The 14556-nt window shown below is 63.2% G+C and carries 12 protein-coding genes; 9 read left to right on the top strand and 3 right to left on the bottom strand.

Annotation, left to right across the window (positions count from 1 at the left end; translation table 11 throughout):
- Positions 1-161 precede the first annotated feature (161 nt).
- From mgtA to PAN31108_RS18055, 5 genes are all read left to right on the top strand, one after another.
- Positions 162-2915 carry a magnesium-translocating P-type ATPase gene (mgtA, locus tag PAN31108_RS18035; protein WP_150670197.1) on the top strand — a complete coding sequence of 918 codons (2754 nt, stop codon included), beginning with the start codon at positions 162-164 and terminating at the stop codon, positions 2913-2915.
- A 136-nt stretch (positions 2916-3051) separates the two neighbouring features.
- A complete protein-coding gene (locus PAN31108_RS18040; RefSeq protein WP_150670198.1) occupies positions 3052-3786 on the top strand; it encodes a transporter in 735 nt (244 codons plus the stop codon).
- Between the two features lie 232 nt (positions 3787-4018).
- Positions 4019-4510, top strand: coding sequence for an Rrf2 family transcriptional regulator (locus tag PAN31108_RS18045; protein ID WP_150670199.1), 492 nt, complete (start codon positions 4019-4021; stop codon positions 4508-4510).
- Between the two features lie 279 nt (positions 4511-4789).
- Positions 4790-5080 (top strand): DUF4148 domain-containing protein, encoded by a 291-nt coding sequence (locus PAN31108_RS18050; RefSeq protein WP_150670200.1) that lies wholly within the window; start codon positions 4790-4792, stop codon positions 5078-5080.
- Positions 5081-5216: 136 nt separating this feature from the next.
- Positions 5217-6107, top strand: coding sequence for an AraC family transcriptional regulator (locus tag PAN31108_RS18055; RefSeq protein WP_150670201.1), 891 nt, complete (start codon positions 5217-5219; stop codon positions 6105-6107).
- A 246-nt stretch (positions 6108-6353) separates the two neighbouring features.
- Here PAN31108_RS18055 and PAN31108_RS18060 read toward each other — a convergent pair whose 3' ends face one another.
- Together PAN31108_RS18060 and PAN31108_RS18065 are read right to left on the bottom strand one after the other, a co-directional pair.
- Positions 6354-7478, bottom strand: a complete 1125-nt coding sequence (locus tag PAN31108_RS18060; RefSeq protein WP_150670202.1) for a glycerophosphodiester phosphodiesterase family protein — start codon at positions 7476-7478, stop codon at positions 6354-6356.
- A gap of 103 nt (positions 7479-7581) precedes the next feature.
- Complete coding sequence (locus PAN31108_RS18065) at positions 7582-8067, bottom strand: Lrp/AsnC family transcriptional regulator (RefSeq protein ID WP_150670203.1); 486 nt, start codon at positions 8065-8067, stop codon at positions 7582-7584.
- 158 nt (positions 8068-8225) lie between these two features.
- Between PAN31108_RS18065 and glmS the strand changes: the two genes are divergently transcribed.
- Positions 8226-10055 (top strand): glutamine--fructose-6-phosphate transaminase (isomerizing), encoded by a 1830-nt coding sequence (gene glmS, locus PAN31108_RS18070; protein WP_150670204.1) that lies wholly within the window; start codon positions 8226-8228, stop codon positions 10053-10055.
- Between the two features lie 45 nt (positions 10056-10100).
- Here glmS and PAN31108_RS18075 read toward each other — a convergent pair whose 3' ends face one another.
- A complete protein-coding gene (locus tag PAN31108_RS18075; RefSeq protein ID WP_150670205.1) occupies positions 10101-11066 on the bottom strand; it encodes a LysR substrate-binding domain-containing protein in 966 nt (321 codons plus the stop codon).
- A gap of 404 nt (positions 11067-11470) precedes the next feature.
- Between PAN31108_RS18075 and PAN31108_RS18080 the strand changes: the two genes are divergently transcribed.
- From PAN31108_RS18080 to PAN31108_RS18090, 3 genes are all read left to right on the top strand, one after another.
- Positions 11471-12727, top strand: coding sequence for a flavin-dependent oxidoreductase (locus PAN31108_RS18080; RefSeq protein WP_150670206.1), 1257 nt, complete (start codon positions 11471-11473; stop codon positions 12725-12727).
- 119 nt (positions 12728-12846) lie between these two features.
- The gene (locus PAN31108_RS18085; RefSeq protein ID WP_174995040.1) at positions 12847-13398 is read left to right on the top strand and encodes a RidA family protein; all 552 of its coding nucleotides are present in this window, start codon (positions 12847-12849) and stop codon (positions 13396-13398) included.
- Positions 13395-14549 carry an ABC transporter substrate-binding protein gene (locus PAN31108_RS18090; protein ID WP_150670208.1) on the top strand — a complete coding sequence of 385 codons (1155 nt, stop codon included), beginning with the start codon at positions 13395-13397 and terminating at the stop codon, positions 14547-14549. The genes PAN31108_RS18085 and PAN31108_RS18090 overlap by 4 nt, the downstream gene beginning before the upstream one ends.
- Positions 14550-14556: the final 7 nt, after the last annotated feature.

Consider the following 14556-nt stretch of genomic DNA (forward strand, 5'->3'; position numbering starts at 1 on the left):
CAGATCCCAGTTTTTTCGCTATCACCGACCGCGCGCCGCGCGGCGCGGCTGGGTGCGTTCGCGCTGTTTTCCGGAGAGATATGACACCGGGGAGCGCCTGACGAGACCGGCCGGCCGCCATGCCCCGTGCATGCGAGCGTAAGCCGCGCCAGGAAATCGTCATGACAAATAACCACCGCTCCCGCCATAAGCAGCGCGGCTTCGTCGAGCACTCGACATCCTCCGATCTGCCGCTCTCGGGACCCGACGTCGTCGCACGTCTGGCCACAGAGCCGATGCACCATGTGCTTCATACGATGGGCACCAGTACCAGCGGCCTGACGCTTGCCGACGTCGGTCAGCGTCAGACGCGCTACGGTCCCAACGAAATCGCGCACGACAAACCGCCGCACTGGGTGCGCCAGCTGATCAGCGCCTTCAACAACCCGTTCGTGTTCGTGCTGCTCGCGCTCGTCACGATCAGCTTCTTTACCGACGTCTACTTTGCCGATCCGGGCGATCAGGACTACAAGAGCATCATCATCCTGATGACGATGGTGACGGTTAGCGGCCTGTTGCGCTTCTTCTCCGAGTTTCGCTCGCTGCGTGCGGCCGAAAAGCTCAAGGCGATGGTACGCACGACGGCCAGCGTTCGCCGCCGTTTGTCGGCGTCGGGCAAGTCTGAGCGTCACGAGGTCGCCATGCGCGAGCTGGTCGTGGGCGACATCGTGACGCTTCAGGCAGGCGACATGATCCCGGCCGATCTGCGTCTGATCGAATCGCGAGACCTGTTCATCAGCCAGGCGGTGCTCACCGGCGAGGCGCTGCCCGTCGAGAAGTACGACACGCTCGGCTCCGTTGCACAGAAGTCCGCCTCGGTCGCCGCCGGTCAGGGCAATACCAACCTGCTCGATCTGTCCAACATCTGCTTCATGGGCACGAACGTGGTGAGCGGCAACGCCCTGGGCGTGGTCGTCGCGACGGGCGCCGATACGTATTTCGGCGCGCTGGCGAAGAATGTCGTCACGCACAAGCGCGTGGAGACGAGCTTCGACCGCGGCGTGAACAGCGTGAGCTGGCTGCTCATCCGCTTCATGCTGGTGATGGTGCCGATCGTGTTCATGATCAACGGGTTGACCAAGGGCGACTGGCTGAGCGCGCTGACGTTCGCGCTGGCCGTGGCCGTGGGCCTGACGCCGGAAATGCTGCCGATGATCGTGAGCGCCAACCTCGCGCGCGGCGCCATGGCGATGTCGCGTCGCAAGGTCGTCGTCAAGCGCCTGAACTCGGTGCAGAACTTCGGCGCCATGGACGTGCTGTGCACCGACAAGACCGGCACACTCACGCAGGACCGCATCATCCTCGAACAGCATCTGGACGTGGCGGGCGACGAGCAGGAAGACGTGCTGCGGCTGGGCTGGCTCAACAGCTTTCACCAGAGCGGTCAGCGCAACCTGATCGATGTGGCGATCATCCGCCGCGCCAACGAGATCGGCGAATCGGTGCAGCCGCGCGCCTTTACCAAGATCGACGAACTGCCGTTCGACTTCGTGCGTCGTCGTCTGTCGGTGGTGGTGGAGAACGAGCGCCACGAGCATCTGATGATCACCAAGGGCGCCGTCGAGGAAATGCTGTCCGTCTCCACGCATGTGCGGACCCCGCAGGGCGTACGTGCGCTCGACGATACCGCCCGCGCCATGCTGATCGCCCGTGCGGAGTCTTATAACGAAGACGGTTTCCGCGTGCTGGTCGTGGCTACGCGCGACATTGCCGCCGCAGACACGAAGAATCAGTACAAGACGTCCGATGAGCACGGTCTCACGGTGTGTGGTTTCCTGACGTTCCTCGATCCGCCCAAGGATTCGGCGGCGCCGGCCATCGCCGCCCTGCGCGAGCACGGCGTGACGGTCAAGGTGCTGACCGGCGACAACCCGATCGTGACGATGAAGGTGTGCCGTCAGGTCGGTCTCGAACCGGGCACGCCGCTGCTCGGCGCGGATATCGAGCCGATGGACGACGCTACGCTGCGTGACGTCGTTGGCCGCACGACCGTCTTCGCCAAGCTCGCGCCGCTGCACAAGGCGCGCGTGGTCAAGGCCTTGCAGGCCAACGGCCACACGGTGGGCTTCCTTGGCGACGGCATCAACGATGCACCCGCATTGCGCGATGCCGACGTCGGCATCTCGGTGGACACCGGGGCGGATATCGCGAAGGAAACCGCCGACATCATCCTGCTGGAAAAGAGCCTGATGGTGCTCGAAGCCGGCGTGATCAAGGGCCGGGAGACGTTCGGCAACATCCTCAAGTATCTGAACATGACGGCCAGCTCGAACTTCGGCAACGTGTTCTCGGTGCTGGTGGCGAGCGCGTTCCTGCCGTGGGAGCCGATGCTGGCGATGCAACTGCTCGTGCAGAACCTCGTGTACGACATCTCGCAGATGTTCCTGCCGTGGGACCGCATGGATCCCGAGTTCCTCAAGAAGCCGCGCAAGTGGGACGCCGGCAACATCCGCCGCTTCATGCTGTGGCTCGGACCGACCTCCTCGGTGTTCGATATCACGACTTATGCGCTGATGTGGACGGTCTTCGGTGCGGGCGCGCTCTATCACGCGCATGGCGGTGACGGCGGACAAGTGATCATGAACTCGGGCTGGTTCATCGAAGGGCTCGTTTCCCAGACGCTCGTGGTGCACCTGCTGCGCACGCAGAAGATCCCGTTCCTGCAAAGCACGCCGGCGCTGCCGATCATGCTCTCGACGTCGGTCGCCATTTTCATCGCCTGCTGGCTGCCGTTCTCGCCGTTCGCTGAGGCGCTGGGCTTCGTGAGCCTGCCGGGGTCGTACTTCTACTGGCTCGTGGCGACCATGCTCGGTTACATCGCGCTCGCCCAGGTAGTGAAGACGATCTATATCCGCCGCTTCGGCCGTTGGTTCTGATCGAAGCCTGAAAGGCAAACAGCGTATTCGTCGCTCTAATGCTCCCGCCCGCGAAGGGCGGGAGCGCGACTCCCACATTCATGTCCCGGTGCGCATCGCGTTGCACGGGACGGCACACGTACAAAGAGAAAAAACCATGAAGAAGCAACTGATGTATCTGGCACTGTTTTGTCCGCTGAGCGCCTTCGCTGCGCACCCGCTCACGTCCGACGATACCGGCACGCAGGGCGACGGCAACTGGCAATTCGAAACGAACGGGGAAGTCACTTCGAAGCAGCAGGACATCGGGCGTCAGACCCTTTGGAACAGCACGCTCACGCGCGGGTTCGGCGAAGCGCTTGACCTCTATGTCAACGTGCCTTACACGAGCATCCAGAACCGTTCGGAGACGGCCGGCAGCGGCGTTGGCGACGTAGAGACCGGGGCCAAGTGGCGCCTGTACGACGACGGCGCGTTCAGCGTCGGCCTCAAGCCGTACCTGACGTTTCCCACCGGCGACGATCAGCGCGGGCTCGGCACCGGTCGCGTGAACGCCGGCGCCACGTTGCTCGCCCAGTACCAGATCGACGACTGGACGTTCCTCGCCAACGCCGGCGCGACCTATCAGGCGAACCGTCAGAGCCAGCGTCAGGGGCTGTGGAAGGCTTCCGCCGCCGTGCTCTATCGCGTGGTGCCGTCCACGCAGTTGATTCTGGACGTCGGCACGTCTCAGAACCCCGATTTCTCGCAGAAAACGAACCCGGCCTTCATGATTCTGGGCGCGATCTACAGCCCCACGTCGTGGATGGATCTCGATGTCGGCTACCGACGCGGTCTCAACCCGCAAACCTACGACTATTCGTGGATGGGCGGGCTGACGGTGCACTGGTAAGCCGCTCGGTCGACGGGGGGTCGCCCCGCGGTGCATCCCCCAATATTCCGTAATACCTTGGCGGGGGAACCGTGGGCGCTTGACACATGCGAGACCGCAGGCGGGACATAAGATGCATGTCGGGGCCATGTTAAACTGCCCCGAGAAAGCATTGCAAAAGCACACGGGGCGGCCGGCACGACATGCCGTGCCGCCTCGTTCGTTCCCGCTGCCGTTTCCTGTCCGCCGTCGCATGCGACTTACCGACCATACCGATTACAGTCTGCGCACCCTGATCTACGTCGCGGTTCATCCCGACGCGCTGGTGCACGTGCAGTCCGTGGCGGACGCATTCGGCATTCCCAAGAATCACCTCGTGAAGATCGTGCAGAAGCTCGGTCAACTGGGCTTCCTGCATACGGTGAGGGGCCGCTCGGGCGGGATTCGTCTGGGGCGCGCGCCGGAGCGCATCGGCCTTGGGGAAGTGGTGCGGGCGATGGAGCCCGATTTCGCGATGGTCGAGTGTTTTCATCAGGGCGATAGCGCTTGCGTCATCACCTCGGCGTGCCATCTTCGCGGCGTGCTCGGTGAGGCGCTACGCGCTTACTTCGCGGTGCTCGATCGCTACACGCTGGCCGATCTCGTCGCGCAACCCGCCGTGTTGCGCCGTCTGCTCGGAGATACGGCGGCCGCCGTTGTTCCCGTGGCGGATATCAAGGTCAGGAAGCGTCTCGCGGCGACGTAGTTCCTCGTGCATCTCACCGCGTTTGTTTGCGGTGCGACGGCCAGCATCCCGTCTTTTTCAGCCATCCGATCGACGCACGCTATCGTCGCCATAGCGTTTTGCGATCGCCAACGCATGAACTGGACGAATGGTCGCATTTTGCGGACTTCCTGCCGCGCAGCGTGCGCTGTCCTTTCGTAATCTTGAGTCGTACCCGCTAGCGTCCTTCCCGTGTTCGGGACGGACGCGTAGAGGAAACCGACATCCGGCAACCCCATGCCGACCGAAAGGAGTTTCACCATGAACGCTCGTCTTTTTGCCGCCGCTCTGATCGCTACCGCCTCGCTGGCCACGGCCCCGGCTTTCGCCGAAACGCAAACGGCCGATGCCGGCCAGCCTGTGGCTTCACAAGGCCTCACGCGTGCGCAAGTCATTGAAGAACTGCGTCAGGCGCGTGCTTCGGGCCGACTCGATCAGTCGCTCGAAACGTATCCGTCGTTGCTGCAACAGGGCCCGTCCGTTGGTCGCTCGCGTGCGGAAGTCCGCTCGGAGCTGGGGACGGCCGCAGCGGTGGTCGACAGTCACGCCTGATCCATGCGCTCAGGCGCAGTCGTCGTGCGGCTGCGCCCGCGCCCACGGGGGGAGCCAGGGGGGAGAAACCCGGCCCGAGCAAGGGTTGGACAAATCCTCCATAATCGTCGCACCGGGTTATTTCGACGAGTGCGCCATGGATCGGCTCTCCACCCTGATTTCGAATTTCGGCGTTCGCGCCGGTGTGTTTCATAGCGGCGGCATGTGCGGGATCGCCAGCTACGGTGTCGACGCCCACGACGGCGGCCACCTCCACTTGCTTCGTTCGGGCGAAGTCGCGCTCGTGACGGAAGACGGGACACGGCAGCAGATCGTGGAACCGTCGCTGATTTTCTTCCCGCGCCGCAATCATCATCAATTGCTTTCGAGGGAAGCGGACCGCACGGAGTTGGTGTGCGGCTCGTTGTCGTTCGACGGCGGTCACAATAATCCGCTCGTGTCGGCGCTGCCCGAGTTTCTCGTGCTCCCGACGAAATCCCTCTCTACACTGGAACTCACGCTGAACTGGCTCTTCGCGGAAGCGTTCGGTCAGCATTGCGGGCGTCTCGCGGTGATGGACCGGTTGTTCGAGTTGCTGGTGATTCAATTACTGCGCCATGTGCTTGAGCATCGCCTGGTGAGCTTCGGCATGCTGGCCGGGCTGGGCGATCCGCGACTCGCGCGGGCGTTGAACGTGATTCACAATCAGCCGGGCGAGCCGTGGACGGTCGAGTCGCTGGCGAGCACAGCCAACATGTCGCGAGCGAACTTCGCCGCGCAGTTCCGCGAGGTCGTCGGGCAATCGCCGGCGGACTACCTGCTGGACTGGCGCATCGGGCTCGCGCAGAAGCGACTGCGCGACGGGCAGCCGATTGCCCGGGTCGCCGAGGAGGTCGGTTACGAAAGCGCATCGGCGCTCGCGCGCGCCTTCCGTCGCAAGACGGGCAGCAGCCCGCGCGACTGGTTGCGTGCGCAAATGCATGCCGTGACGACGCTGCCGCGCCCTCGCGTGCAGATCGTGCCGGCGTTGCCGGCGCAGGCGGCTTAGTTGGATCAGGTGGCTCAGGTGGCTCAGGTGGCTTACGTTGCTTGAGCGGCTCAGGCAACGTATGGCGATGCCGCCACGAGATGGCGCCGGGCGGCCCGTCTCGCAAGCGATCGCTTCGCGGTTATCGCGGCTGCTGACGATACCGTACGCGTGATGCCCGACGGGACATGCCTCGCGTGACGCCGCCGCAGCCGATGATCGGCGCGCGGCTTGCTTCAATCGAGGCGTGAGCGGACGTTGCGCCGGTTACTTCGCTGCGTCTTTCCCCGGCTTGTCGAGCGCGGCGCGCAAGCGTGCGGGCGAATCCGTCATCACGGCGTCGAAGCCCAGTTGCGACGCGGCTTCGAAGTCCTGCGGCGTCTCGACGCCGAAGGCGACCAGATGCACGTCCGGGTGCGACTTGAAGCATTGGACGGCAGCGGGCGTCCACCAGTTGGCGACGACCTTCGACACCCCCTCCCCGAGCGTGAAGCGCTCCACGACTTCGACCTGACGATGCAGCTCGATCCCGGCCCACGTGCCCGACGCCGGCGGCGCGGTGCACTGGCCGGCGAGCGCAGCCGCCACGAGTCGGTTACGCGTGGCGTCTCGCGACTCGAACAACTGCGCTTGCGGACGGCGCGCTCGCATGCGGTCGGTCGCTTCGGCTTCCGTCGAATAGAGACGCACGCGCGACCACGCGTTCGTCTCGTCGAGCACCTTGATGACGGCTTCGACCAACGGCGCGGCGGGCGTTTGCTTCATGTCGAGCAGCACGGGCACATTGGCTGGCACGGCGGCCAGCGCTTCGCGCAGTGTGGGAATCGGCAGGGGGTGGTCGCGGTAGGGGTAGACGGTCTGACCGCTCGCGTCTTTGCGCGAAAACGCATAACCGGCATTGAGTGTTTTCACGTCGGCGTAGTCGATGTCGGCGAGTTTGCCGCGCCCGTTCGTGAGCGCAGACAGGTCGGCCGGACGATACATGACGGGCACGCCGTCGCGCGTGACCTGCACCGTCATCCACAACGCCTGCGCACCGTTGTGCAACGCATTGGTGAAGGCTTGCACGGTGTTCTCGGGCGTATCGCCTGTGCCACCGCGATGCGCGACGATCAGCGGCGCGGCATTGACGGCGGTCGGCGCGAACGCGCCGAAGACGCAGGCGGCGACGATGGCTGCCGTTAGGGCGAGGCGGGTGAGGGGCAGGGCGGTGCAGGGGCGATGCGGCATAGGCGGCGGGGCGGAGGGTGAGAGCCGACGTGCGCCGCCGTGACCACGGCGCTGCACGCTCGCGTTGCGCCGTGTGTCGATGTCACGGCGAATCGTCTGCGTCGCCACGCGGAAAGGCTCGGCAAGGGCGTCGACACGGGGCTGGCGTTCGGAGCGGCCCATCGGGCGGTCGTGAGGTACACATTCGTTCTGGAATGGGCGCCACTTTGACAGCCGAGCATGACATTCCAATGACGATCGTCGATGGGCAACGGCATGTCGGCGATCAGCGGGACGCGTTCGGATGAACGGGCGCGTTCGCTTCAAATTTCGCACAGTGCGTCGAAAAGAACGTACGCACGTTGCGAATGTTGGCCGAGCTTTTGAACAACCGCCGCGCGAGTTCGTCGTACGCGGCCATGTCGCGGACTTCCGCGATGACCACGAAATCCGGTCCTGGCGACACGCGATAGCACTGCGTCACTGCGGGTTCGTCGCAAATATAGGACTCGAAGGCGTCGTAATCCTCGGCCGCCTGGCGGTCGAGGCTCACTTCGACGACAGCGGTCAGCGTCGGGCCGAGTTTCGAGGCGTCGACGATGGCGATCTGGCGGGCGATCACGCCGGCCTCCCGGAGCGCTCGCACACGTCGCAAGCAGGTCGGGGCGGAGGCATGGACGCGTCGCGACAGTTCGAGATTCGAGATCGAAGCGTCGGCTTGCAAAGTGCCGAGGATGCGCAAGTCCAGTTCGTCGAGGGTGAGGCTCGCCATGTCATGTCCCGAGACGTCTTTTTGATTGAAATTTAATTTCACATCAGGTGTTTTGTGAATTTAAATTTCACATTAATTGAAATATTGATGATTAATTTCGTTGCGTCAACTCTACCATCGCTTCACTGGCAGGCAACACAATCTTTCGGAGAAGCGTGATGTGCGGAATCATCGGTGCGGTGGCGCAACGGGACATCGTTCCCAATCTGGTCGACGGTCTGAAGCGATTGGAGTATCGCGGGTACGACTCGTGCGGTGTGGCGCTATATCGCGAGCGTGCGTTGGTCCGGGCGCGAAGCGTAGCGCGCGTGGCGAATCTTCAGGAGGAGATCGGACGTCTCGGGCTGAGCGGCTACACCGGCATCGCTCACACGCGCTGGGCCACGCATGGCAAGCCGATCACCGACAATGCGCATCCCCATTTTTCGCCGAATGCCGCGACGCCGCGTATCGCGTTGTCGCACAACGGCATCATCGAGAACCACGAGGCGTTGCGCGCGACGCTGGAGACGCACGGTTACACCTTCGCCAGCCAGACGGACAGCGAGGTGATCGCGCATCTGATCGATCATCTTTACGACGGCGACCTGTTCGACGCCGTGAAGGCGGCGGCCGCGCGACTGCGGGGCAGCTATGCGATTGCGGTGATCTGTCGCGACGAGCCGCACCGTCTGGTCGGGGCGCGCGACGGCATGCCGCTGATCGTGGGCGTAGGCGAGGGCGAGAACTTCCTCGCGTCGGACGCCATTGCGCTGGCCAACGTCACCGACCGGATCGTGTATCTCGAAAACGGTGACGTGGCGGACGTTCAACTGCATCGCTACTGGATCGTGGACACGCAAGGACAGCGCGTGGAGCGCCCGGTCAATCGCGTGGCGGCGCACAGCGGTGCGGCGGATCTCGGGCCGTATCGTTACTACATGCAGAAGGAAATTTTCGAGCAGCCGCGTGCGGTGGCCGACACGCTGTCCGACGTCACTTCGATCATGCCGGAGTTGTTTGGCGATCACGCCTGGCGCGTGTTCAATACGGTCGATTCGGTGCTGCTGCTGGCGTGTGGGGGGAGCTACCACGCGGCGCTCACGGCGAAATACTGGATCGAGAGTCTGGCGCAATTGCCGGTGAACGTGGAAATCGCGAGCGAATTTCGTTATCGCGACAGCGTGCCCAACGCGAAGACGCTAGTCGTCGCGGTATCGCAGAGCGGTGAGACGGCGGACGTGCTGGGTGCGGTGCACGTCGCCAGGCAGCGTGGAATGGCGCATACGCTGGCGATCTGCAACGTGGCGACGAGCGCGCTGGCGCGCGAATGTGCGCTGACGTTCTTTACGCGGGCGGGGGTAGAGATCGGCGTGGCGTCGACGAAAGCTTTCACGACGCAGTTGGTGTCGTTGTTCATTCTGGCGTTGACGCTGGCGCAAAGCCGCCAGCGTCTGACGGACGAGGACGAGCAGCAGCATCTGAAAGCATTGCGCCATTTGCCGGACGCGATTGCCAAAGTGCTGGCGCTGGAGCCACAGATCATCGGCTGGGCGGAGCAATTGACACGCCGTCAGGACATTCTTTTCCTCGGCCGGGGTTTGCATTACCCGGTGGCGATGGAAGGGGCGCTGAAGATGAAGGAGATTTCGTACATTCACGCGGAGGCGTATCCGGCCGGGGAGCTCAAGCATGGACCGCTGGCGCTGGTAAGCGACGAGATGCCGGTCGTGGCGGTGGCGCCGAACGATCGTCTGCTGGAAAAGCTCAAGTCGAACATGCACGAGGTGAGTGCGCGCAACGGCAAGTTGTATGTCTTCGCGGACAGCGATTGCGGGCTATCGCCGGGACCGGAGATCGAAGTGATCCGGCTGACTGAACACTACGGTCTGCTCTCGCCGATTCTCCACACGATCCCGATGCAACTGCTCGCGTATCACGCCGCCGTGGCACGTGGCACGGACGTAGACAAGCCGAGGAATCTGGCGAAGTCGGTGACGGTGGAGTAGGTCGGATGCGATGGCGATGTCGATTGCCTGCCGGTCCGCGTGTCGTTACAGGTACTCATACTTCGCATTCCCGGCGAAATCCCGCTTTTCGATGTAGCTCTTGAGGCATTCGCGGAACAGGCGCGCACTTGGCGAGAGCGGGCGGCCGCGTGTCCACACCAGCCCGACCGGGCGCACGAGGAAAGGCAGGGCGACAGGCAATATGTCCATCATGCGTGCTTTGACGAGCCCGCTTGCGAGTGATTCCGGCATCGTGGCAATCGCATCGCTGAGTTGCAAATACGACTGAACGAGCGTTGTCGAGAGCGTTTCGATGAAATTCGCAGGTTCGGACATGCCGTTGTCCTTGAAACACTGCAAGAGTGGCTCCCGCAACAAGGAGCCTTCCGGCGGCAATACCCAGGGGAAAGCGGAAAACGCTTCCCAAGTCACGTTTTCTTTGCCCGCCAGTGGATGCCCCGCCCGCACCACAACGCTCGTGCGGTCCTGGTACAGCGTTTCCTCCTCGATGTCCGCTTCGATGGTTTTGCGTGGCAGCGTCCCCAGAATCAGTTCCACTTCGCCTGCACGCAGCGCATGCAGCAGGACATCCATCGTGGCTTCCTGAGCAACGACGGGCGTGGCCGGGGACAATCGCTTGAGTTGGACCAGTGTTCCGGGCAACAGCGACGCCGCATAAGAGGGGAGTACGCCCAGTCGCACCTTTCCCGTCACGCCATGCGAGAGCGCATGCAACTCGTCGCCGACTTGCGCGAGACCGCGCATCATCGTCTTCGCTCCCCGAATCATGCATTCACCGAACGGCGTAGGAATCACCCCTCGCACGCTCCGTTCAAAGAGCTTCAGGCCCAGTCCCTCCTCCAACTCGGCAAGCGTCTTCGAGACGGCCGGAGTGCTGACATTCATCGCCGCCGCGACCTTGCCCACCTGACCATATTCGCCAAGCGCGACGAGCAACTGCAAGTGACGTGGCTTGAGGCCTGCGCGGATATACCAATCAAGTTGTGCCATACCGGAAGATCGCCCTCAGGTCATCGATGATTGCACCGTAACGGTGCATTTGAATTTACTAAACGGTGCAGTCTCGGCGGGCTCGCGGCACGCACCGCGCAAGCGTCGATGCCCCGGATGCATGGCGGCCCAAAAACGGCATGAAGCCGCGGGAGAGGATCGCTCACATACGTCATTGCGGGCTTTTCGAGGCAACTTCAGAGAGTCCCGTGCTCCGATTTCAACGCTTTATTTTGAAAGATGAACCGTGGGAAGCCATTAAAGGTTAACCCGAGGTTTGCGAATGTGTTAACCGAATGATTAACACTCGGATTTTCTTTCTCAATTGTTGGCCGCTGTCAGTTCTATACGATCCATCTCGAGTCATACAGCTTTTTGATCATAAGAAGAGAGGATCAAATCAAATGAAAGTCATCGTTGTTGGCGGCGGCATCGGAGGCATGGCCGCCGCGCTGAGTTTGCACGCGGCCGGCATCGGCGCGTCGGTTCATGAGGCCGCGCCGAACATCGCTGCACTCGGGTTGGGGATTCATTTGCAGCCGAATGCCGTGCGTGAGTTGACCGAACTGGGTGTCGCCGATGCGCTGGATAAGCAGGCAGTCGCTATTCGCGAACTCGCGTTCTACAGCCGTCGCGGACAGCGGATCTGGAGCGAGCCGCGCGGGCGCGATGCGGGATATCGCTGGCCGCAGTACGCCATCAATCGCGGCACGTTGCAGGTTGTCTTGCTTGAAGCGGCGAAGGCAAGACTCGGTGCCGAGCATATTCACACCGGCCATCGGCTGGTGTCGTTCGAGCAGGACGCGAACGGCGTCACGGCGCACTTCGTCGACAGTACGACAGGGGCGTCGCTGCCCCCCGTGCGCGGGGATGTGCTCGTGGCCGCCGACGGCATTCATTCGGCCGTAAGAAAGCACTATTACCCGGATCAGACGTTGCAGTTCGGCGGTCAGTTGATGTGGCGCAGCGCCGTGAAGGCGGACCGTTTTTTCGACGGCAGCACGATGATCATCGCCGGGCATCGCAACCAGAAGCTTGTCTGCTACCCGATGCTCAAGCTGCCTGACGGGCGTCTGCTGCTCAACTGGATTGCGGAACTGGGCGCATCCGGCGACGGGCCGCCGCGTGAAGAATGGAACCGCAGGGTCGACGCATCGAAGTTCGCCGGCGCCTTCAGCGAATGGAAATTCGATTGGCTGGATGTGCCCGCTCTGATGGCCTCGCCCAGCGATGTCTTCGAATTCCCCAAAGTCGATCGCGATCCGATCGATCGGTGGACCTTCGGGCGCGTGACGATGCTGGGCGACGCGGCTCACCCGATGCATCCCGTCGGATCGCAAGCCGGATCTCAAGCCGTTGTCGACGGCCGTTCGCTGGCCTGGCACCTGGCGAAGCATCGCGACGATCCGGCCGCCGGTCTGCTTGCCTATGAAGCCGAGCGCCTGCCGCCCATGCGCGAAATCGCTTTGCAGAACCGGACGCTGGGGCCGGAGGTCGTGATGGAAATCGTCGAGGAACGCGCACCGAACGGCTTTCACCATATCCACGACGTGCTGAGCGCAGAGGACCTTCAGGCGCGCGCCGACGCCTTCAAGCACATGGCGGGGTTCGCCGTCGAGAGTCTCAACAACCGCGCGTCGTACGACGTCCCGCAGCAATGAGCGCCGCGACCCGCCAACGTTTGCCAGCGCACATCCATCGCCCAATCATCTACAGAACACTCATGATCGCCATGTCACCGCATTTTTCCAAAGGCAAAAGCATCGCTACGGCGTGTGCGTTGTCTCTCCTCGCAACGGCTGCCCTCGCGCAGCCGAACGGCGGCAACATCGACGCCCGCCTGAAAGAAGAGGTCATCGCACTCGGCTTCAAGGACGGCGAACTTCCCCAACTGAAGCCGGCTTTCGGCAATTACGTGGACGCCGTTCAGGTCGGCAACATGCTCTATCTGTCGAGCGCCGCACCTCAAGCGCCCGACGGCACTTTCGTCAAAGGGCGCGTGCCTGACGAGGTGAGCCCCGAGAAGGCGATGGTGGCGGCAAAGCTCGCCTGCCTGCGCCAGATCGTGCGCATGAAGTACGTGCTGGGCGATCTGAATCGCGTGAAGCAGATCGTCTACGTGCGCGGCAAGATTCTCTCGGCGACCGGTTACACGGACCAAACCCGGATCACCGATGCCTGCTCCGCACTCTATGTCGCCGTTTTCGGCGACGCGGGCAAGCACGCCCGCACGACCGACGGCACCGTGGCCGCGCCGTTCGGTGTGACCGCCGAGTTCGAGACGACGGTCGAACTCAAAACCCAGACGGACGTCGTGTCGGAGAAGAAATGATCAAACCTCTTGGCCGTGTCATGGCCGCCGCAACCTGCCTGTTGCTGGTCGCGACGGCGCATGGCGCGTCAGGTCAGCAGGCCGTGCGGATCGGATTTCAGGCCGGATTGAGTGGGCCCGCGGCCGCCGATGGCGCGACCGCGCTCAAGGCGGCCAGACTGGCCGTCGAGCAAATCAATGCGGATGGCGGCGTCGAAGGGCGTCCGCTGGAGCTCGTGGTGGCCGACGATCAGGGCGAACTGGAGCGCGCCGTGCTGGGTGCGAGCCGACTCGTCAGTGAGGGCGTGAAAGCCGTTGTCTCGGCCAGCTTTTCCGGTCCCGCACGGGCAGCCGCACCGGTGTTTCAGCGCGCCGGGATCCCGTTTGTCGCTTCGGTGGCGTTTGCACCGGAGATCACGCACATCGGCAACGCCATGTTTCGCATGACGAGCGTGGGCGAGGTACAGGGCAGGGCGGCCGCGGCGCTCGTGGGCGAGCGTTTGCGGAAAAAACGGGCGGTCGTGCTGACGATCAAGACGGACTTCGGCAAGACGCTGGCCGCCGGGTTTCGCGACGCTGCCCCGCGCTTCGGCATCGACATCGTGGGTGAGTACGAGTACGCGCCGGCCGACCGGCAGTTCGGTCCGTTGATCGCCAGCCTCAAGAGCAAATCGCCGGATGTGGTGTACGTCACCGGGTTTTATTTCACCGCCGGCCCGTTCGTCGCGCAGTTGCGCAACGCTGGGGTGAAGGCTCAGGTCGTGGGGGCCGAGGCGCTCAGCTCGCAGCAGTTCATCGACATTGCGGGCAGCGCTGCCGAGGGGACCGTCATTACCAACGTGATCGATTGGGGATCGGACGATCCCGCGACACAGCGTTTTCTGACCCACTACAAAGCGGCGACCGGCGCCAATGCGGAAGCGGTGGCGGTGTCGACCTACACGGCGGTGACGCTGGTCGCCAGTGCGATCCGTCAGGGGCGCTCCGATTCGCCTGCGCGCATTCGCAGCGAACTGGAGACGATCGACCAGACGACGGTGATCGGCCGCGTGAGTTTCAACGCGCTGCATGAGGTGAAAAAAGCGTTCCCGTTGAGCATTGTGCGTGATCGGCGCTGGCAAGGATTTGGCCAAATCGACGATCCGGAACTTCTCGCGCCGCCAACCCGATGAACCGCAT

The sequence above is a fragment of the Pandoraea anhela genome, assembly GCF_902459655.1.
GTDB lineage: Bacteria > Pseudomonadota > Gammaproteobacteria > Burkholderiales > Burkholderiaceae > Pandoraea > Pandoraea anhela.